Genomic DNA, 20,289 nt, shown 5'->3' on the forward strand with positions numbered 1-20,289 from the left:
ACTTCATAGCGACTAGCGTTTGCGATTGAAGGACTTCATGCTTGACCAGGCAGGAAGTTCGGATATGCCAAGCGCCAGCTGCTATCAAAAATAGGCGTCAAGCAAAACGTGGGTACGGATCAGCTTTGCGGAACTCCAGTGTTTACCCTTGGTGTGCCGTGTTTTGTGCGGGTTCTCACCAGTTTTTGCCAGGGATATAAGTCGCCCCACATAGGCAATATGGGGGCTGCAATATGTGAAGGTGGCAGCGCAGGCCGTAGTCTATGCACCATAGCCTGCACTGCCCGCGTTCCAAGTGGCACGCCGCTTGCGTGCAGGCCCGCAAATACCTGGCAAAGCCCTTGCCCCCACGAATATGAGCACCAGCAACAGTCCACAGCCCATCCGCTTTTTCCATAGAGGCGAGGTGGTTCAGATCCAAGGCCCGCATCCCACCCGTTCGGTGCTGGAATGGTTGCGCGAAGACGCGCACTGCACCGGCACCAAGGAAGGCTGCAACGAAGGCGATTGCGGTGCCTGCACCGTGGTGATTGCCGAGCTGGCCGAAGACGGCGCCAAGGATGCCATCGGCGGTCTGCGCCTGCAGACGGTGAATGCCTGCATTCAGTTCCTGCCCAGCCTCAATGGCAAGGCCTTGTTCACGGTTGAAGACCTCAAGCCCATGGCCCAGTGCTCCGCAGCTGGCGCCCAGGGTTGCGCGGGAAAGTCCGGCCATTCAGAAGCGCAAAGCCTGCACCCGGTGCAGCAGGCGCTGGTGGACTGCCATGGCTCGCAATGCGGCTTTTGTACCCCCGGCTTTGCCATGTCGCTGTGGTCCAGCTATGAGCACCACCAGCAGCAGGGCAGCCAGCCCACGCGCCAGCAACTGGCCGACGAGCTGTCGGGCAATCTGTGCCGCTGTACAGGCTACCGCCCGATTCTGGATGCCGGCCAGCGCATGTTCGATCTGCCGGCCGTGCGCCTGGATGCCGCGCCAGTCGTGGCCGCCTTGCAAGGCCTGCAACATGGCGATGCCGGTTTCGACTATGCCGTTGCCAGCGGCTTGCGCACCGACCACTTTCACGCACCGCGCACGCTGGATGCGCTGGCCAGCTTGTGCGAAGCCAAGCCCCAGGCGCGCATCGTGGCCGGTTGCACCGATGTGGGACTGTGGGTGAACAAGCAGTTCCGCGATCTGGGCGACATCCTCTACGTGGGCGATGTGAGCGAGATGAAGCGCATCGAGGTGCGTGAGGATGCCGAAGGGGGGGAACTCTATATCGGTGCCGCAGCCTCGCTGGAAGCGGCCTGGGGCGCGCTGGCCCAGCGCTTTGAAAGCCTGACCGATGTCTGGCTGCGTTTTGCCTCCACTCCCATACGCCACGCCGGCACCATGGGCGGCAATGTGGCCAACGGCTCGCCCATCGGGGATTCGCCGCCGGTGCTGATGTCGCTGGATGCACAGATTGAACTGCGCAAGGGCGAACGCGTGCGCCGCATGCCGCTGCAGGACTTTTATCTGGACTATATGAAGAGCCAGCTCGAGTCCGGCGAGTTTGTGCAGGGCCTGGCCATTCCCCTGCATGTCAGCAGCCGTCAGGTGCGTGCCTACAAGATCAGCAAGCGCTTTGACTGCGATATCTCGGCCCTGTGCGCAGGCTTTTCCATCGAACTCGATGGCGATGTGGTCAAGACCGTGCGCCTGGCTTTCGGCGGCATGGCTGCTACGGTAAGAAGAGCTGCTAACGCAGAGTCCATGCTGCTTGGAAAGCCCTGGACTCAGGAGAATGCCAAAGCCGCCCAGCTGGCTCTGGCCCAGGACTTCAAACCCATGAGCGATATGCGTGCCAGTGCCGACTATCGCCTGAAGGTCGCGCAAAACCTGATTCAACGCCTGTGGCTGGAAACGCGTGCCGACCAGCCCATGAATACGCAAGCCACCAGCGTGTGGAGCGTGATGCCGCATGCCGCCATGACTGCCGCCGTGGAGCAAGGAGACTGAAATGAACAATCCACGTGAACTGAGCAAGGCCCAGATTGCCGAAGTTTTTGCCGACTACCGCAAGAACACGGCCTATCGCCTCGACGAACCTACCGAAGCCCAGGCCTTGAACGGCGGCGCCCGTGTGGGCATCAGCCGTAAACATGAATCGGCCCATCTGCATGTGGCGGGTGAAGCCGCCTATATCGACGACCTGCCCGAGCTGGAAGGCACGCTGCATTGCGCACTCGGCCTGTCGCCCGTGGCCAACGGCAGACTCACGGCGCTGGCGCTGGAATCCGTGCGCGCCATGCCCGGCGTAGTGGATGTGATCACGGCGGCCGATATCCCCGGCGTCAACGATTGCGGCTCCATCATTCACGACGATCCCATTCTGTGCGACGGTCAGATCCGCTACGTGGGCCAGCCCCTGTTTGCCGTGATTGCCCGCAGCCGCGATGCGGCACGACGCGCAGCAGCCATGGCCAAGAGCGTGGCCAGCATCACCGAAGAAGCGCCGGTGCTGACGCCGCAAAAAGCCCATGAGCTGGGCCAGTATGTGCTGCCGCCCATGCACCTGAACCGCAGCACCCGTGACGGCGGTGCGCGTGCCGCCATCGACGGCGCTGCGCATCAGCTCAAAGGCTCGCTGGATGTGGGCGGTCAGGAGCAGTTCTATCTGGAAGGACAGATCAGCTACGCCATTCCCAAGGAAGACGGGGCCGTGCATCTGCACTGCTCCACCCAGCACCCCAGCGAGATGCAGCATCTGGTGGCCCATGCGCTGGGCATTGCCTCGCACGCCGTGCAGGTGGAGTGCCGTCGCATGGGTGGCGGTTTTGGCGGCAAGGAGTCGCAGTCCGGCCTGTTTGCCTGCGTGGCAGCGGTGGCGGCCACGCGCCTGAAAAAGCCGGTCAAGCTGCGCCTGGACCGGGATGACGACTTCATGATCACGGGCCGTCGCCACTGCTTCTGGTATGAGTACGAGGTCGGCCACGACGACGAGGGCCGGATTCTGGGCGTGGAAATCACCATGGTCTCGCGCGCTGGCCACTCGGCCGATCTGTCCGGCCCGGTGATGACGCGGGCGCTATGCCATTTCGACAACACCTACTGGTTGCCCGATGTGAGCATGCATGGCTTCACGGGCAAGACCAATACGCAGAGCAACACGGCTTTCCGTGGCTTTGGCGGCCCGCAAGGCGCAATTGCCATCGAGAACATCATGGAGGCCATTGCCTGCAAGCTGGGGCGCGATGCCCTGGACGTGCGCCGCGTCAACTTCTACGGCAAGGACGGCAACAACGTCACTCCGTATGAGCAGCCCGTGGCGGACAACGTCATCCATGAGCTGGTGCAGCAGCTGGAGGCGTCCAGCGACTATCGTGCCCGCCGTGCGGCCGTGGATGCATTCAACGCCAGCAGTCCCGTGCTCAAGCGAGGCTTGTCGCTGACGCCGCTGAAGTTCGGCATCTCCTTCAACGTGGCCCACTTCAATCAGGCCGGGGCACTGGTGCATATCTACACCGATGGCTCCATCCTGGTGAACCACGGCGGCACCGAGATGGGCCAAGGCCTGAACACCAAGGTGGCGCAGGTGGTGGCCCACGAACTGGGCGTGGCCTTTGACAGCGTGCGCGTCACGGCCACGGATACCAGCAAGGTGGCCAATACCTCGGCCACGGCGGCGTCGACCGGTGCCGATCTGAACGGCAAGGCGGCACAGGATGCAGCGCGCCAGCTGCGCGAGCGTCTGGCCGAATGCGCGGCAAAGCTGCATGGCGGCGATGCTGCCAGCGTGCGCTTTGCCAATGACTGCGTGCAGGTGAACGGCCGCAGCCTGCCGTTTGCGGAGCTGGTGCGCAGCGCCTATCTGCAGCGCGTGCAGCTGTGGTCTGACGGCTTCTACGCCACGCCCGGCCTGCACTGGGATGGCAAAGCCATGAAAGGCCATCCGTTCTATTACTTTGCCTACGGCGCGGCCGTGAGCGAGGTGGTGATCGACACGCTGACCGGTGAGCACAAGCTGCTGCGGGCCGATGTGCTGCATGACGTGGGGCGCTCGCTGAACCCCGCAGTCGATGTGGGCCAGGTGGAAGGTGCTTTTGTTCAGGGCATGGGCTGGCTGACATCGGAGGAGCTGGTCTGGCATCCGCAAAGCGGCAAGCTCACCACCCATGCTCCCAGCACTTACAAGATTCCCACGGCCAATGACTGCCCGCCCGTGTTCAACGTGAGGTTGTTCGAGGGCGAGAACCACGAGGATTCCATCCACCGCAGCAAGGCTGTGGGCGAGCCGCCGCTGCTGCTGCCGTTCTCCGTCTTCTTCGCCATACGCGATGCGATTGCCGCCACCGGCGCTGCGGGTTGCAACCCGGCGCTGCGTGCGCCGGCCACGCCAGAAGCCATCCTTCGTGCACTGGAAGCCGTTCAGGCGCACACTGCCGGGTTTTCCTGAAGGGTGTTGTAGGCCCTAGGGCCTGCAGCTATCGAAAAAAGTCATTGCTGTTCGCCCAAAGAGGCGGAGGCTATGTTGCGCGCCGTCCTCGGGGCCGGTGTGCAGGAAGGCGCGTTCCTCATCGTTGCGCCATGCATGCAAAAACAACACGGAGACTTAGTAATGAACTGGACAGAGCGAATATTTAAACTCAACGAGCACGGCACCAACGTGCGCACCGAATTGGTGGCGGGCCTCACGACCTTTCTCACCATGGCCTACATCATGTTCGTCAATCCCACCATCTTGGGGGATGCGGGCATGCCCAAGGACTCGGTCTTTGTGGCCACCTGCCTGATTGCGGCCCTGGGCTCCACCATCATGGCGCTGTACGCCAATTACCCGATTGCGCTGGCGCCTGGCATGGGGCTGAACGCCTACTTTGCCTATGTGGTGGTGCTCAAGATGGGCTACACCTGGGAGGCCGCGCTGGGCGCCGTGTTTGTGTCGGGCTGTCTGTTTCTGCTGGCCACCTTGTTCGGCCTGCGCGAGCTGATCATCAAGGGCATTCCGCATTCGATTCGCGTGGCGATTACCGTGGGTATTGGCCTGTTCCTGGCCTTGATTGCCTTGAAATCGGCAGGTGTCGTGGTCGGTGACAAGGCCACCCTGGTCACTCTGGGCGATCTGCACAAGCCCGAACTTATCATGGCGGCCCTGGGCTTTTTGCTCATCGTGGTGCTGGACAGGCTCAAGGTGCCCGGTGCCTTGCTGATCGGCATTCTGGCGGTGACCGTGGCCTCCTTCTTCTTTGGCGGCAACCAGTTCAACGGCATTTTCTCGGCTCCGCCATCGATTGAGCCCACCTTCCTCAAGCTCGATATCAAGACTGCGTTGACCAGCGGCATCCTAAACGTGGTGCTGGTGTTCTTCCTGGTGGAGTTGTTTGACGCCACCGGCACGCTGATGGGCGTGGCCCGCCGTGCCGGCCTGCTGGTGCCTGAGCGCATGGGGCGTTTCAACCGCTCGCTGCTGGCCGATTCCGGTGCGATTTTTGTGGGTTCGCTGCTGGGTACCTCCAGCACCACGGCTTATGTGGAAAGCGCGGCCGGCGTGCAAGCCGGCGGCCGCACCGGACTGACGGCACTCACGGTGGCGGTACTGTTCCTGGCCTGCCTGTTCATCGCTCCGCTGGCCAGCGTGGTGCCCGGTTATGCGACGGCACCGGCGCTGCTGTTCGTGGCCTGCCTGATGCTCAAGGATCTGACGGAAGTGCAGTGGGAAGAAACCACGGAGGCCGTGCCTGCCGTCATCACCGCGCTGATGATGCCTTTCACCTACTCCATCGCCAACGGTCTGGCGTTTGGTTTCATCACCTATGCCGTGCTCAAGCTGTTTACCGGCAAGGTCAAAGAGGTGCACTGGATTGTGTGGCTGATCGCCGTGGTGTTCCTGTTCAAGTTCATTTACTTGGGCGGACATTGATCAATCGCTGATTCCAGCAAAAAAGGCGGCTTTCAAGCCGCCTTTTTCATGTCGGTGAGGTCCATGGTTATGCCGGGTAGATTGCACCCAGAATGCGCGGCCCGCTGGCACCCGTCACGCTGGCCAGATTGCCGGGCAGGCCCAGCAGGCACTGGCGTGCCAGCCAGGCAAAGGCGGCGGCCTCCACCTCCAGCGGCGGCAGGCCGCGTGCGGCCGTGGTGGTGACATGTACGCCCGGCAGCAAGGCGGCCAGGCGTTGCATCAGATAGCTGTTGAGCGCGCCGCCGCCGCAAACCAGCAACTGCTTGCCGTCGCGACCAAAGCGCTTGACGGCATCGGCGCAGCTAGCCGCCGTGAATTCGGTCAGCGTGGTTTGCACATCGGCCGGGGCCGGAGTGTTGTGCAGCGCCTGCAACTGCTGTGCCAGCCATTGGGCGTGAAACAGATCGCGTCCCGTGCTCTTGGGGGGAGGCAGGCTCAGAAAGGGCTCGGCCAGCATGCTGTCCAGCAACTCAGGAATGAGCTGGCCGTAGGCGGCCCAGCGCCCGCCTTCGTCATAGGGCTTGCGGGTGTGCTCCAGACACCAGCCATCCATGAGCGCATTGCCAGGGCCGCTGTCAAAACCGAGCACGCTGCCGTCCGCGCCCAGCACGCTGAGATTGGCAATGCCGCCGATATTGAGCACCAGCGTGGTTTGCTCGGCTCTGCCGAACACGCCCTGGTGAAAAGCGGGTACCAGGGGCGCACCCTGGCCGCCAGCGGCTACATCGCGGCTGCGCAAATCGGCCACCACGGTGATGCCGGTCAGCTCGGCCAGCAAGGCCGGAGCATTGAGCTGCAGCGTATAGCCTGTGCCGTCAAACAGCTGGGGACGGTGGCGCACTGTCTGGCCGTGGGCGCCGATGGCGGCGATCCTGGAGGCCGGCAGGCCGCTTTGCTGCAACAGCTGACGGACGACCCGGGCATAGCAGCGAACCAGGGCATTGGCGGCCAGCAAGGCGCGGTGCAACTCGTTGTGGCCGTCGGGGGTGTTCAGGGCCAGCAGCTCGGCACGCAGCTCCTCGTCAAAGCCGCTGCTGGCGTGGGCCAGTACCTGGGTGCCGTGGGCAAAGTCCACCAGCACGCCGTCCACGCCGTCGAGCGAGGTGCCGGACATCAGGCCGATATAGATAGTGCGCTGGGCGGCTGAGGCGATGACGTGGCTCATGGTGTTTGGGTGCTGACGGAGTGAGCACTATCATAGCTGTAGCGTATGGCGCATGTCATGTAAGCGCAGCAGCCATTTTCGCTACATAAAACCAAAGGGCTGCATAGGCAGCCCTTTGGTGATGGAGTCGCGTCGGCTTAGCGTGTGCTGGCCATGGCAAACGACTGGGTGCCAGCGTTGAGTTCCACGCGCATCTGCGCGGCCAGCTTCTCGAAAGTGGGGCGGCTGGCTTTGGAGATGGGCTTGGCGGTATCGGCGGCCTGGGCAATGCTCAGCGGGTCTTGCTGCTGGCCCTTGACGCGGAATTCGAAGTGCAGATGCGGGCCGGTAGCCCAGCCGGTGGAGCCCACGGCGCCCACGATATCGCCCTGATCCACGCGCTGGCCTTGCCTGACGTCCACGCGGCTCAGGTGGGCGTAGACGGTGGTGTGCTGGTTGGCGTGCTCGATAAAGATCACGTTGCCATAGCCGTTTTGCACGCCGGCAAAGGACACCACGCCATCACCCACGGTGCGTACCTTGGTGCCGGTAGGTGCTGCAAAGTCGGTGCCTAGGTGGGCGCGCCATGTCTTCTGGATGGGGTGCAGACGCATGGCAAAGTTGCTGCTGATGCGCGAGAACTCCACGGGGTAGTTCAGATAGGCCTGACGCTTGCTTTTGCCGTCCAGGGAGTAGTAAGCGCCTTTTTTGCCTTCGTCCTGGAACCACAGGGCCTGGTGCACCTTGCCGCTGTTGTGGAATTCGGTGCTCAGCACACGGCCGGCACGCAGGGGCTCGCCATCGGCTTCCAGGGATTCATAGACCACGGCAAAGCGGTCGCCCTTGCGCAGGCCACGGCGAAAGTCCAGCTCGCCCTGGAGGATGTCGGCCATTTGCATGGAGACGCTGTCCGGGATGTCGGCGGCGTCCGTCGCGGCAAAGAAGGAGGAGCGGATCACGCCGCCCGCCAGACGGGGAGAGGCCGTCAACTTGCCGGAATCGATCTTGGTGCTCAGCTTGCCATCCACACGCTCCAGCGTCAGGCGGCGGAAAGTACCGTCCTCATCGGGTGCCCAGCGCACGATCAGCTTGCTCAGCTGATGATCGCTGGTGGTTTCGGCCGAAACCAGGCGGCCTGCGGGCCCCAGCACGTTCTGGCGCACGGCATCGCTGGCGCGCATATAGGCGGCGGCCTGCGGGTCGGCAATGCCCAGGCGCTGCAGCAGGGACTCTGCCGTGTCGTTGGCGCGGGTGGTTTCCGAGCGGTAGAGCGAGAACGACTGCAGATCGGTCAGATCCGCCAGCTCATGGCCGTCTGCCAGGGAGGCAACGGACTCGGTCAGTGTGCGCACCGGGAGGTCGGCAGGATCTGGACCCAGGCTGGCCACTGCGAATGCGCCGCTGCCACCGGTTAACAACAGAGCCGCTACGGCTGCGGTGACGCGCTTGGGGTGCATTTGCAGGGCGACGGTCAGCCGCGCAATCAATGCACTACCGGCATTTTTCAGGCCATTAATCAAAACTTCAGATCCTTGGGGATAGGCGTGTCTGGTGAGTTGGCGCTTTGTTACGACTGACACGAGCTCCAGCACGCTCAACCGTGCCATATGTCCATCCAAAGAGGTCTATATGAGGGAGCAGTCTAGAATTGGCCGCAACGCCAAACCCCCAAGTATATCGAGCGCGTCCTACCGCGTCTGCCGAAAAACCCTTATGAATCAATCTGCTGTTACACCTTACCCCGTGACCGACAGAGTGAACCAGGCGCTGGAAGTCACTCTCCGCGGCGTGGATGAACTGCTGCCCAAGGACGAATGGGTCCAGAAACTGGCCAAGTCCGAAGCCACCGGCGTGCCTTTGCGCATCAAGCTGGGTCTGGACCCCACGGCTCCTGACATCCATCTGGGCCACACCGTGGTGCTCAACAAGATGCGCCAGCTGCAGGATCTGGGTCACACCGTCATCTTCCTGATTGGTGACTTCACGACTCTGATCGGCGATCCCTCGGGTCGCAACAGCACGCGCCCGCCACTGACGGCCGAGCAAATCAAGCTCAATGCCGAAACCTATTACACCCAGGCCGCCAAGGTGCTGGACCCGGCTCGGACCGAAGTTCGTTACAACAGCGAATGGTGCGATCAGCTGGGCGCGCGCGGCATGATTCAGCTGTCGGCCAAGTACACCGTGGCCCGCATGATGGAGCGCAACGACTTTCACACGCGCTTCACCGAAGGCAGCTCCATCAGCCTGCACGAGTTCCTGTACCCGCTGCTGCAGGGTTACGATTCGGTAGCGCTCAAGGCCGATCTGGAACTGGGCGGAACCGATCAGAAGTTCAATCTGCTGATGGGGCGCCATCTTCAGGTTGAATACGGGCAAGAGGCGCAGTGCGTGCTCACAATGCCTTTGCTGGTGGGCCTGGACGGCGTGGACAAGATGTCCAAGTCCAAGAACAACTACATAGGTATCACCGAAGACGCCAACACCATGTTTGCCAAGGTGCTGTCGATTTCGGACACGCTGATGTGGGACTGGTACACACTGCTGTCCTTCAAGAGCCTTGAACATATTGCCCAGCTCAAGGCCGAAATCGAAGCCGGTGGCAATCCCAAGCACGCCAAGGTGGCGCTGGCCAAGGAAATCACGGCACGTTTCCACAGCGTCGAAGCCGCCGATGCGGCCGAGCAGGATTTCATCAACCGCTCCAAGGGCGGCATTCCTGACAATATTCCTGAAGTCAGCCTGAGCGGTGCGCCCATGGGCATTGCTGCGTTGGTCAAGCAAGCCAACCTTGCCGCGTCGAATGGCGAAGCCAACCGTCTGATTGACGGCGGCGGTGTGCGCGTTGATGGCGCGGTGATCAGCGACAAAGGCTTGAAGCTGGACGCGGGCAGCTTTGTGCTGCAAGTGGGCAAGCGCAAGTTCGCCCGGGTGACACTGGCCTGATCGACTCCTGATCTGAGAGCTGCCTACCCAGGTGAATACTGGGTAGGCAGCTTTTTTTATGGATTCTCGGGATCTATCATGCTGGCGCTGGTCTTCTTGGCCTCGGTCATCAGCCACTGGCAAAAAGCCAGGACCTCGGGGCGCTGCTGGCTGCGGGGGCCCACCAGCAGCCAATAGGCCAGAGGAGAGGCCAGCCGGTGCTCGGGCAAGACCTGCACCAGATGGCCGGCCGCCAGCGCATCGGCCACCAAGGGCAAGCGGGCAATGGCCAGCTCCTGGCCGGCCAGGGCGGCCTGGACAATCTGGTGGGCGTAATTGAAATACAGCCAGCGCGGCGGCTGCAGCTGATCGCAGCCCTTGGCGGCAAACCAGCGCTGCCAGCTCAGCCACTCCAGCTGGGGCATGCGGTGCACATCGCCGGTTTCTATCAAGGTGTAGTGGGCGGCATCGGCGGGCTGGCGCAGCGGCGGGCCGTTCTTCAACAGTGCCGGGCTGGCCACCACTACCAGCTCTTCGCCAAACAGGGCTTGGGCCGCCGCATCGGTGACATCGCGGCTGTAGCGTATGGCCAGATCCACGTCGGTGGTCTCCAGGTCGACCACGGCGTCGCCGGTGTCTATGCGGATATCGATGTCGGGCCAGGCGCGCTGAAAGGCTTCCAGGCGCGGGATCAGCCACATGGCGGCAAAACTGGCCCAGGTGGTAATGGCCACGCTTTTGCGTCCTACGGTCTGACGGATCTGGCGCACGGTGGCGTCGATGGAGTCCAGCGCAGGCTGTACGGCATGCAGCAGCTGAGCGCCCGCGCCCGTGAGCTCCACGGCGCGGGAATGGCGCAAGAACAGCGGCACGCCCACCTCATCTTCCAGCGACTGAATCTGGCGGCTCATGGCCGATTGCGTCAGGGCCAGCTCATCGGCGGCAACGCGAAAATTCAGGTGCCTGGCCACGGCCAGAAAGGCGCGCAAATGACCGGCGCCAATGGCTCGGGTGCGAAGCAGCGGTGCGGAACGGGTAGTGGCGTGCGGCATGGTGCGGGCAAGCATACGGGTTTTGATGCTCTGTTTGCACTCTCTTGCATCGGTGCAGCCTGTGTCTGGGCCGATAATCGAAAAGTTTTTTGATCTCGCAAACAACTATGACTGCACCTCTGGACATCGTCATCATGGCCGCCGGCAAAGGCACCCGCATGAAAAGCCGCCATCCCAAGGTCTTGCAAAAGCTGGCCGGTCGTGCCCTGCTGCAGCATGTGCTGGATACGGCTGTCTCGCTGAAGGCGCGTTCGGCCGTGGTGATCACCGGTCATGGTGCTGCAGAAGTGGAAGCAGTCATCGCAGACGCCAACAGCGCGCAAGCCGGTTTTGATCTCTTATTCGTGCGCCAGGAGCCCCAGCTGGGCACGGGCCATGCTGTGCAGCAGGCCGTGCCCGTTCTAAAGACCGATGGCATGGTGGTCGTGCTTTCGGGCGATGTGCCGCTGACCCAGGCCGACACGCTGCAGGCAATGCTGGATGCCGCAGGCAGCGACAAGATGGCTTTGCTCACTGTGAGCATGCCCGACCCCACAGGCTACGGCCGCATTGTGCGCAACGAAGCCGGTACGGTGCAGCGCATCGTGGAGCAAAAGGATGCGAATGAGGTCGAGCGCGCCATCACCGAGATTTACAGCGGCATCATGGCCGTGCCAGCCAGACATCTGACGGCCTGGCTCGCCAAGCTCAACAATCACAATGCCCAGAGCGAGTACTACCTGACCGATATCGTCGCCATGGCCGTGGCCGATGGCGTGCCGGTGGTAGGCCACCGTATCAGCGATGTGCTGCAGGTGGCGGGCATCAACAGCCCGCTGCAGCTAGCGCAGCTGGAGCGGGCCCATCAGTTGGGTCAAGCCCAGGTGCTGATGGAGCAAGGTGTGCGTCTGGCAGATCCTGCACGTTTCGACCTGAGGGATGATGTGCGCGGCACCAAGGCCAGCCTGAGTTGCGGCCAGGATGTGGAAATTGATGCGAACTGCATCTTCACTGGCAAGGTGAGCATAGGGGCCGGCGCAAGAATTGGTGCCAACTGCCACATCAGCAATGTGACGATTGCGGAGGACGCCATCATTCACCCCTTCACCCATATCGATGGCGAGAAAGCCGGTGTGCAAGTGGGGCAGGGTGCGCTGATTGGCCCCTTTGCCCGTCTGCGTCCCGGTGCCACGCTGGGCAAGGAGGTTCATATCGGCAACTTTGTGGAAGTGAAGAACTCCACGCTGGCCGATGGGGCCAAGGCCAATCACCTGGCCTATCTGGGCGACGCCACGGTGGGTGAGCGTGTGAACTACGGCGCAGGTTCCATCACCGCCAACTATGACGGCGTGAACAAGCACCGCACCGTGATTGAAGCCGATGTGCACATAGGCAGCAATTGCGTGCTGGTGGCGCCGGTGACGATTGGCGCAGGCGGCACGGTGGGTGGAGGCTCCACGGTAACCAAGAGCACGCCAGAAAATGCGCTGACCGTGGCACGTGGCAAGCAGGTCAGCCTGGCCTCGTGGAAGCGGCCCGTCAAACAACCCAAGCTGTGATGACCGGGGTGCAGCGCGCGACACAGCGGTCGGGAGCCCAGACGGAGCAGGAGGACAGTGCTCGGCCGCAAACGCTGGAGCAGGCTCTCATGCTGCTGCAGCAGCGCGAGCAGGAACTGCAGACCTTGCGCTGTGCCCAGGATGAATGGGTGCATGCGATATCGCATGATTTGCGTGCACCGCTGCGGCATGTGCTTTCTTTCGGCCCCATGATTGCCGAGCTGCTGCAGGCGCAGCCAGTGGCTGCCGAGGAGTTGGCGGATGCGCGGGAATTTCTGCAGATCATGAGCCAGTCGGCCCGCCGCATGGGCGGCATGCTCGATGGCTTGCTGCAGCTATCGCGCGCCAACCGCCATGTCATGCAATGGCAGCCGGTGGATATCGGCGGCATGTTGCAGCGCCTTCAAAGCGACTTGAGCCGCCGAGCCGATGTGCAGGGCCGGGCCATCGAATGGCAATGGCCTGCGCAGTATCCGCCTGTCAGAGCGGATGCCCAGCTGCTGGAACAGGCTTTGCAGGCCGTGCTTTGCAATGCCGTCAAATTCACCCGCAAAGTGGCGACAGCCCGAATCGCCGTGACCGTTGAACTCCATGCCGATCAAGGCTGGACGCTGAGCATCGCGGATAACGGCAGCGGATTTGATTCTTTGCGGGCTGGCAAGCTGTTTGGCATCTTTCAACGCATGCACAAGGACAGCGAATTCGAGGGCGTGGGGACGGGGCTGGCGCTGGTGCGAGCCATTTGCCGGCGCCATGGGGGCGAGGCCGTCATTGAGGCCAGGCCGGGTGAAGGCTGTGTCGTGAGCCTGCACTGGCCCGGCGGCCTGGTGCGTGGCCTAGCCTAGCGCATCTCGGTTTGGGAGAACAGATCGTTGACATCTTCCTTCTTGGAGATGAAGGGTATGGCCGGAGTCGAAGTGCGCTGCTCTACCGCCGCATGTGGCTGGGGCATGGTTGCAGATGCCGACGTGTGCATGTCTCTGGAATGGATTACCTGATCGCGGCCAGCCTGTTTGGCCTTGTACAGCGCGCCGTCCGCAGCCTCGATCCAGTCCTTGACCGAGGTAAAGCGCGCTTCGGCGGCAGCCACGCCTATGCTGGCGCTGACACGTAGCTCGGGATGTTCGCGGATACGGATGCGGGCCACCTGATCACGGATGCGAAGCGCCACTGCATAAGCCACCTCGACACCGGCGTTCTTGCACAGCACCGTGAATTCGTCGCCGCCATAACGTCCGGCTGCATCGTGGCTGCGCAGGCATTGGCGAATGTTCAGGCCCACGGCCTGCAACACGGAGTCTCCGACGATATGGCCGTAGAAATCATTGATTTGCTTGAAGTGATCGATGTCGATGATCAGCAGACTGGTAGCCTCATGGCCGGCTCTGTGGTTGCGCAAGGCCGTGCGGGCTTTTTGCCACCAATAGTCGCGGCTGTAGACCGTGGTCAGCGGGTCAATTCTGCCCAGAACCTGCAGCTGTAGATTTTGCTTGGCCAGCGTGCGAATCATGCGTTTGGAGGACCAGCTGGCATACACGCTGTGCATGAGGATCAGCGGTAGCAAACTCAGCTGCACCCAGAAGCTGGCAGCCCAGTTCAATGTCGGTTGTACCCACCAGTGCGCGCCGATCATGCCTATCAGCAAGGCGATCAGAGATTGGAGCCAGCGTTTCTTGAGCCCGATGTAATGGCGGTCTGCCGCGCAAATGGCCACGATGCAGAGGCTGGGCAGAATGCTCCATTGCATGATGGGAATCCAGCAGCCCAGGATCAGGGCATCGATCACGCGGTTGACGTATTCGGCCTGGAAGTGATCGCGCTTGCGATTGGCGTGAAAAAACGCGATATGTGGCCAGACCAGGGCGCTGACAAACACAAAGGCCCACAGCGCCATGCTGGGCGATGGCTGCTGTGCCAGACTGACAGACACAACCAGACCTCCCAGCGCCATATTGGAGGTGCGCAAAGGGTAAGTCCGGCGATGAATGCGCTTGGACACGGGCATCTGAAGTGATGGGTTGGGCTTGAAACCGTCAAGAATAATTGAATTGCATCAATTCGTATCAGCTAGTGATGCAAAAGTGCAACTCTCCCATCAGGATTAATTGACTCAAAGTAAATGAGCCAAGGTTGTACCCGCGAACAGGCCAAGATTTATTACAGTTCCTACGTAGAAATGGGTATGTCTGTGGTGAATTTTGCGCGTTTGACGCAAAAAAACGTTTTGACGTTTCTCACATTGGAATCTTGAGTGAATAATTTTTGACTCAAGCTCAGATAGGCAGGCATGTCCTGGGTCGCCACGATCAGGATGAAATCCGGCCCCGGGGAAACACGCCAGCACTGCTGTACTGCACTCTCGGCGATCGCCTTGGTCTCAAATTGCAGCAGCGCAGCGCTATCTTGCCTGTCCAGAGATACTTCCACCACCGCCTGCAGACCGTGTCCCAGGGCGACGGCCAGGCGTTCGCTGTTCAGAATGGCGACCTGGCGTTCGATCAAGCCCAGACTTTGCAGTCGTTTGACCCGACGCAAACAGGTGGGTGGAGTCAAATGCAAGGCCTGTGCAAGCGCTTGATTGCTCCGGCCCGCATCTTGCTGCAATGCCTGCAGCAACTCCAGATCCGTGGCATCCAATGCAATTGAATTTTTATCCATATTTTTTAGTTTAATGAAATAAAAAATCAACTATGTGATGTAATGATTTTTTATTTCATTTGATTTTAAAAAATGGAATAAAAAATTATTGTGATCCGCGTAGCATGCCTGCAATTCAATGAAGGGCAGCAATCTATGTGTGGCATCGTCGCAGCGGTTTCTCACCGCGATATCGTTCCGGTTCTGGTCCAGGGCTTGCAGCGCCTGGAATACCGGGGCTATGACTCTTGCGGCGTGGCCGTGCAGGCTTTAGATACCAAAGGTCTCAGCGTTGGCCTGCAACGCGCCCGCTCGACTGCGCGTGTGGCGGAGTTGATGGAGCAGGTTAAGACCGAGCATGTGGGCGGTCTCACCGGTATTGCCCACACCCGCTGGGCGACCCATGGCGAGCCTGCCGTGCGCAATGCCCATCCTCATTTCAGTCATGGACCAGGCGTCAGCGCCGTGGCCGATACGGACGCTCCGGCCCGCATAGCGCTGGTGCATAACGGCATCATTGAAAACTATGAAGCACTGCGCCGCGAGCTGCAGGGCAAGGGCTATGTGTTTGCCAGCCAGACAGATACGGAAGTCATAGCGCACCTAGTAGATAGCCTCTACAGCGGCGACCTCTTTGAAGCCGTTCAAGCGGCCACAAGCCGTTTGCATGGTGCTTTTGCCATTGCGGTGATGCACAAGGACGAGCCTCATCGCGTAGTGGGCGCTCGCGCCGGATCGCCGCTGATCCTGGGCGTGGGCCAGGAGGGCGCTGAACATTTTCTGGCCAGCGATGCGATGGCTCTGGCTGGTGTGACGAATCAGATCGTCTATCTGGAAGAGGGCGATCTGATCGACCTGCAGCCAGGCCGCTATTGGGTGGTTGCCAAGGGTGGGGCACGCATGAGTGCCGATCAGCGCCCCGTGAAGACCGTGCATGCGCACAGCGGTGCGGCCGAGCTGGGCCCTTATCGCCACTACATGCAAAAGGAAATCTTCGAGCAGCCGCGCGCTTTGGGAGACACGCTGGAAGGTCTGCAGAGCATCGTGCCCGAGCTGTTCGATGGCGTCACGCCAGAAGGCAAGACCGGCGCATCGGCCTGGCGTGTGTTCAAGGAAATCGATCGGGTTCTGATCCTGGCCTGTGGCACCAGCTACTACAGTGGCTGCGCCGCCAAGTACTGGCTCGAAGCGCTGGCAGGTATTCCCTGCAACGTGGAAGTGGCCAGCGAATATCGCTATCGCACCAGCGTGCCAGATCCCAAAACGCTGATCGTCACCATCAGCCAGTCGGGCGAGACGGCCGATACGCTGGCGGCATTGCGCCATGCCCAAAGCCTGGGTATGAAGCACACGCTGACTGTGTGCAATGTCTCCACCAGCGCCATGGTGCGCGAGTGCGAGTTGGCCTACATCACGCGGGCCGGTGTGGAAATCGGTGTGGCATCCACCAAGGCGTTTACGACCCAGCTGGCGGGCCTGTTCCTGTTGACGCTGGCGCTTGCCCAGTCCAAGGGCCGACTGACAGAAGAAAAAGAGCAGCAGTATCTGACGGCCATGCGCCATCTGCCGGTGGCGCTGCAGTCCGTGCTGGCGCTGGAGCCGCAAATCATCAGCTGGGCCGAAGACTTTGCGAAAAAGGACAATGCGCTGTTCCTGGGACGCGGCATTCACTATCCGATTGCTCTGGAAGGTGCACTCAAGCTCAAGGAAATCAGCTACATCCACGCCGAGGCCTATCCGGCGGGTGAACTCAAGCACGGCCCGCTGGCGCTGGTAGACAGTGCCATGCCCGTGGTGACCGTGGCTCCCAACGACGAGTTGCTGGAAAAGCTCAAGAGCAATATGCAGGAAGTACGCGCGCGCGGTGGCGTGTTGTATGTGCTGGCCGATGCAAAAACCGATATCGAAAGCAGCGAAGGTATGCATGTGATCCGCATGCCGGAGAACTACGGCGCTTTGAGCCCCATTTTGCATGTGGTGCCGCTGCAGCTGCTGGCCTATCACACGGCCGTGGCGCGCGGAACAGATGTGGACAAGCCGCGCAATCTGGCCAAATCGGTGACGGTGGAGTAAGTCTGCCTGGAGAATTGACTAGGGCGAATCAAGTTGGTCGACGCGAGGGCAGATCATGCTTCTAGATAACGGTCATCGTTAAGAAAAGAAAAAGCGCTTCATCGAAGCGCTTTTTCTTTGGCCAAGGCATCGATGGGATCAATCCTGAGAGATTGGGTGGTCGTGCGGATGCGGGGTATGGCCGCACCAGTCAGGCCGGCGTGGCGTCTCGCACGGCTGGTCTCTGTCGGCGAGCAAGGTGCCGCAGGGCCTTTAGCGGGAGAAGATGGGCGTCATCGAACTCAACAACGCCTTTGCTACTCAGAGTCTGGACGCGCAGCGGATCGGGATTTACTCAGCCCAGCTTGTTGCCGGTTTCCACCAGTCTTCTGGCATAGGCCGCCAGGATGATGCGCTCCGAGTGCACCAGATAGTTGTTGAGCGCGGTGGCTGCTTCGGCCGGCTTGCCATCGTCAAACAGCTTGAGGATGTGCAGATTCATGTCCACATAAGGGGCATGCAGAAAATGCGGGTCGCGCAGCAGGCCGAACGCCAGTCTCAGCTCGGCCAGCAGATGCGAGAACATTTCATTCAGACGCTCGCTGTCGGCCAGCTCCACCACGGCCTTGTGAAATTCCATATTGGAGGTTCCCACGCCCGGCCAGTCCTCGGCTTCGCGCTGCAGCATGGCGCTGTCCACCGCCTTGCGCATCAATTCGCGCGCAGGGTGCATGGGATAGGCCTGGGCCAGCGCCTGGCACTCGATCATGCGGCGCACGCGGTAGATGTCGATGATGGACGCCATGCTGGGCACGGCGACCGACACGCCCTTGTTGGGCTCATGGACCAGCAAGCCTTCCTTGGTCAGGACGCGGAACACCTCGCGCAAGGTATTGCGCGAGATGGCCAGCGTTTCGCTGAGCGCGGCTTCGGATAGGCGCTGTCCCGGCGCGAACTCGCCGTGCACCAGCTTGCCGCGAATTTCGTGGGCGATGCGCTCCGTCAGATTCTGGGGGTCTGCGACTACTTTCATATCCAACCTGCAATCAATGCGGCCCAGTGTATCGGCTGGCGTTGAGCAAAATTCCTGACGTTTGGGGTGATTTCCTAGGGTTTTCTCTATTACAGAATTTAACTTGTTCTGCAAAAAATCTAATTTGTACTTTCATCTTATTTTGATTGTTCAACAATCTGAGGTGTCGCAAGTGGCTGCTTACACGGCCGACCTGGGGCTCAGCAGGTCAAGGTGCAGGCAGCGGCTGGTGTGGCGTTGACTGCTTTTGTAGTTTTCCAGGTCACTTGAGGGCCTGGGCCCAACCGGGATCTCGGAGGTCGACATGCCTGCTGAAGTCAACTTGTGGCCGCTGATTGGCGTGCTCATCATCATTGCCGGCTTTGCGCTGCGCTTTAACCCCATGCTGGTCGTGATCGTGACGGCCATAGGCACGGCGCTGGCGGCGGGCTTTCCCATAGACAAGGTGTTAGCCACCATTGGCGCGGGCTTTATCAAGACGCGCAATCTGCCGTTGATCATCCTGCTGCCGCTGGCGGTGATCGGTTTGCTGGAGCGCCACGGTTTGCGTCAACACGCGCAAAACTGGATCAGCTCCATCAAATCGGCCACGGCCGGCCGTTTGCTGATCGTCTATCTGGGCGCTCGTCAGCTGACCGCTGCCATCGGCCTGACCAGTCTGGGCGGTCACCCGCAAATGGTTCGCCCCTTGCTGGCTCCCATGGCCGAAGGTGCCACCGAATCGCGCTACGGCAAGCTGTCGCAAAAAGTGCGCGAAAAGCTGCGCGCCATGTCGGCTGCCACGGACAACGTGGGTCTGTTCTTTGGTGAAGACATCTTTGTGGCCTTCGGCGCCATCGTGCTGATGACCACTTTCCTCAAGGAAGCGGGCATCGAAGTCGAACCTATCCACGTGGCACTGTGGGGCATTCCTACGGCCATCAGCGCTTTTGTGATTCATGCCTTCCGCCTGCACCGTCTGGACAAGACGCTGGCGCGTGAAATCGCTGAAGAGAAAAAGAACGCCAAGGGAGAGCAAGCATGATCATCCCCATCCAGTATCTGTACTACCTCGTTGGCATCATCTTGGCCATCACGGCCGTGATGACGCTGCGCGATGCCAGCAACCCCCGTCGTTATTCCGCCGGTATTTTCTGGGCCCTATATGCCGTGGTCTTCTTGATCGGTGAGCAGTTGCCGCCCGTCTGGGTGGGCGTCGTGGCCGTGCTCATGGCTTTGATTGCCGGCTTTGGCGGCGTGCTGGGCGGCAAGCACCAGCCGCGCACCGATGCGCAGTACATGGAAAGCGCCAAGCGTCTGGGCAACAAGCTGTTCATTCCCGCACTGGCCATTCCCTTGATCACCATGGTGGGCACGCTGTCTGCGAAGCATCTGGTGTTTGGCGGCGTGCCGCTGATCGATCCCAAGAACACCACGCTGGTCAGCCTGGGCATTGGTTGCGTGGTTGCCCTGGGTCTGGCCTGCAAGCTGACCCGCGAGACGCCCATGCAAGGCCTGCGCGAATCGCACCGCCTGATTGATGCGCTGGGCTGGGCCCTGGTGCTGCCGCAGATGCTGGGCATGTTGGGCCTGGTGTTCTCCGACGCCGGTGTGGGCAAGGCCGTGGCCTATGTCACCACCACCTATATCAACATGGACGTGCGCTTTGTGGCCGTGGCCGTGTATGTGATCGGCATGGCGCTGTTCACCATCATCATGGGCAATGGCTTCGCGGCCTTCCCCGTCATGACCGGCGGTGTAGGCGTGCCCGTGCTGGTGGGCGTGTACCACGGCGATCCGGCCGTGATGGCGGCGGTAGGCATGTTGTCCGGCTACTGCGGCACCTTGCTGACCCCCATGGCGGCCAACTTCAACCTGGTGCCTGCGGCGCTGTTGGAGATTGACAAAAATGCCGTGATCCGCGCACAGGTACCCACAGCGATCACACTGCTGATCGTGAACGTGTTCCTGCTCAATTTCCTGATGTTCCGTTGAAGGACTGTTT

General features: G+C 61.1%; 15 protein-coding genes. 9 read left to right on the top strand and 6 right to left on the bottom strand.

Annotated features, from left to right (window positions below; genetic code table 11):
* The first annotated feature begins 355 nt into the window (after positions 1-355).
* The 3 genes from xdhA (at position 356) to EAO39_RS03700 (ending at position 5,882) form a co-directional block, all read left to right on the top strand.
* On the top strand, positions 356-1,981 hold the full coding sequence (gene xdhA / locus EAO39_RS03690) for a xanthine dehydrogenase small subunit (RefSeq protein ID WP_120966208.1): 1,626 nt from the start codon (positions 356-358) through the stop codon (positions 1,979-1,981).
* A gap of 1 nt (position 1,982) precedes the next feature.
* The gene (gene xdhB, locus EAO39_RS03695; RefSeq protein ID WP_120966209.1) at positions 1,983-4,418 is read left to right on the top strand and encodes a xanthine dehydrogenase molybdopterin binding subunit; all 2,436 of its coding nucleotides are present in this window, start codon (positions 1,983-1,985) and stop codon (positions 4,416-4,418) included.
* A gap of 162 nt (positions 4,419-4,580) precedes the next feature.
* Positions 4,581-5,882, top strand: coding sequence for an NCS2 family permease (locus tag EAO39_RS03700; protein WP_120966210.1), 1,302 nt, complete (start codon positions 4,581-4,583; stop codon positions 5,880-5,882).
* Between the two features lie 67 nt (positions 5,883-5,949).
* Here EAO39_RS03700 and EAO39_RS03705 read toward each other — a convergent pair whose 3' ends face one another.
* Complete coding sequence (locus tag EAO39_RS03705; protein WP_120966211.1) at positions 5,950-7,089, bottom strand: anhydro-N-acetylmuramic acid kinase; 1,140 nt, start codon at positions 7,087-7,089, stop codon at positions 5,950-5,952.
* 137 nt (positions 7,090-7,226) lie between these two features.
* A complete protein-coding gene (locus EAO39_RS03710; RefSeq protein WP_120970643.1) occupies positions 7,227-8,585 on the bottom strand; it encodes a M23 family metallopeptidase in 1,359 nt (452 codons plus the stop codon).
* Between the two features lie 196 nt (positions 8,586-8,781).
* Here EAO39_RS03710 and tyrS point away from each other — a divergent pair, with 196 nt between their 5' ends.
* The gene (tyrS, locus tag EAO39_RS03715; protein WP_120966212.1) at positions 8,782-10,014 is read left to right on the top strand and encodes a tyrosine--tRNA ligase; all 1,233 of its coding nucleotides are present in this window, start codon (positions 8,782-8,784) and stop codon (positions 10,012-10,014) included.
* A 56-nt stretch (positions 10,015-10,070) separates the two neighbouring features.
* On the opposite strand, the gene EAO39_RS03720 is transcribed toward tyrS, so the two are convergent.
* The gene (locus EAO39_RS03720) at positions 10,071-11,045 is read right to left on the bottom strand and encodes a LysR substrate-binding domain-containing protein (RefSeq protein ID WP_120970645.1); all 975 of its coding nucleotides are present in this window, start codon (positions 11,043-11,045) and stop codon (positions 10,071-10,073) included.
* A 107-nt stretch (positions 11,046-11,152) separates the two neighbouring features.
* On the opposite strand from EAO39_RS03720, the gene glmU reads away from it, so the two are divergent.
* On the top strand, positions 11,153-12,583 hold the full coding sequence (gene glmU, locus EAO39_RS03725; RefSeq protein WP_120966213.1) for a bifunctional UDP-N-acetylglucosamine diphosphorylase/glucosamine-1-phosphate N-acetyltransferase GlmU: 1,431 nt from the start codon (positions 11,153-11,155) through the stop codon (positions 12,581-12,583).
* Between the two features lie 89 nt (positions 12,584-12,672).
* A complete protein-coding gene (locus EAO39_RS03730; RefSeq protein WP_240466890.1) occupies positions 12,673-13,428 on the top strand; it encodes an ATP-binding protein in 756 nt (251 codons plus the stop codon).
* Here EAO39_RS03730 and EAO39_RS03735 read toward each other — a convergent pair.
* Together EAO39_RS03735 and EAO39_RS03740 are read right to left on the bottom strand one after the other, a co-directional pair.
* Positions 13,425-14,588: a sensor domain-containing diguanylate cyclase gene (locus EAO39_RS03735; RefSeq protein ID WP_120966215.1), complete on the bottom strand. Its 1,164-nt coding sequence runs from the start codon at positions 14,586-14,588 to the stop codon at positions 13,425-13,427. The two genes, EAO39_RS03730 and EAO39_RS03735, sit on opposite strands and share 4 nt — an antisense overlap.
* A gap of 161 nt (positions 14,589-14,749) precedes the next feature.
* Positions 14,750-15,241 carry an Lrp/AsnC family transcriptional regulator gene (locus EAO39_RS03740; RefSeq protein WP_120966216.1) on the bottom strand — a complete coding sequence of 164 codons (492 nt, stop codon included), beginning with the start codon at positions 15,239-15,241 and terminating at the stop codon, positions 14,750-14,752.
* A 135-nt stretch (positions 15,242-15,376) separates the two neighbouring features.
* On the opposite strand from EAO39_RS03740, the gene glmS reads away from it, so the two are divergent.
* The gene (glmS, locus tag EAO39_RS03745; RefSeq protein ID WP_120966217.1) at positions 15,377-17,293 is read left to right on the top strand and encodes a glutamine--fructose-6-phosphate transaminase (isomerizing); all 1,917 of its coding nucleotides are present in this window, start codon (positions 15,377-15,379) and stop codon (positions 17,291-17,293) included.
* Positions 17,294-17,627: 334 nt separating this feature from the next.
* On the opposite strand, the gene EAO39_RS03750 is transcribed toward glmS, so the two are convergent.
* Positions 17,628-18,305 (bottom strand): GntR family transcriptional regulator, encoded by a 678-nt coding sequence (locus EAO39_RS03750; protein WP_120966218.1) that lies wholly within the window; start codon positions 18,303-18,305, stop codon positions 17,628-17,630.
* 304 nt (positions 18,306-18,609) lie between these two features.
* Here EAO39_RS03750 and EAO39_RS03755 point away from each other — a divergent pair, with 304 nt between their 5' ends.
* Complete coding sequence (locus tag EAO39_RS03755) at positions 18,610-19,329, top strand: DUF969 domain-containing protein (RefSeq protein ID WP_120966219.1); 720 nt, start codon at positions 18,610-18,612, stop codon at positions 19,327-19,329.
* Positions 19,326-20,279 carry a DUF979 domain-containing protein gene (locus EAO39_RS03760; RefSeq protein ID WP_120966220.1) on the top strand — a complete coding sequence of 318 codons (954 nt, stop codon included), beginning with the start codon at positions 19,326-19,328 and terminating at the stop codon, positions 20,277-20,279. The genes EAO39_RS03755 and EAO39_RS03760 overlap by 4 nt, the downstream gene beginning before the upstream one ends.
* Positions 20,280-20,289: the final 10 nt, after the last annotated feature.

It is taken from the genome of Comamonas sp. lk (assembly GCF_900564145.1).
Taxonomy (GTDB): Bacteria; Pseudomonadota; Gammaproteobacteria; order Burkholderiales; family Burkholderiaceae_C; genus Comamonas.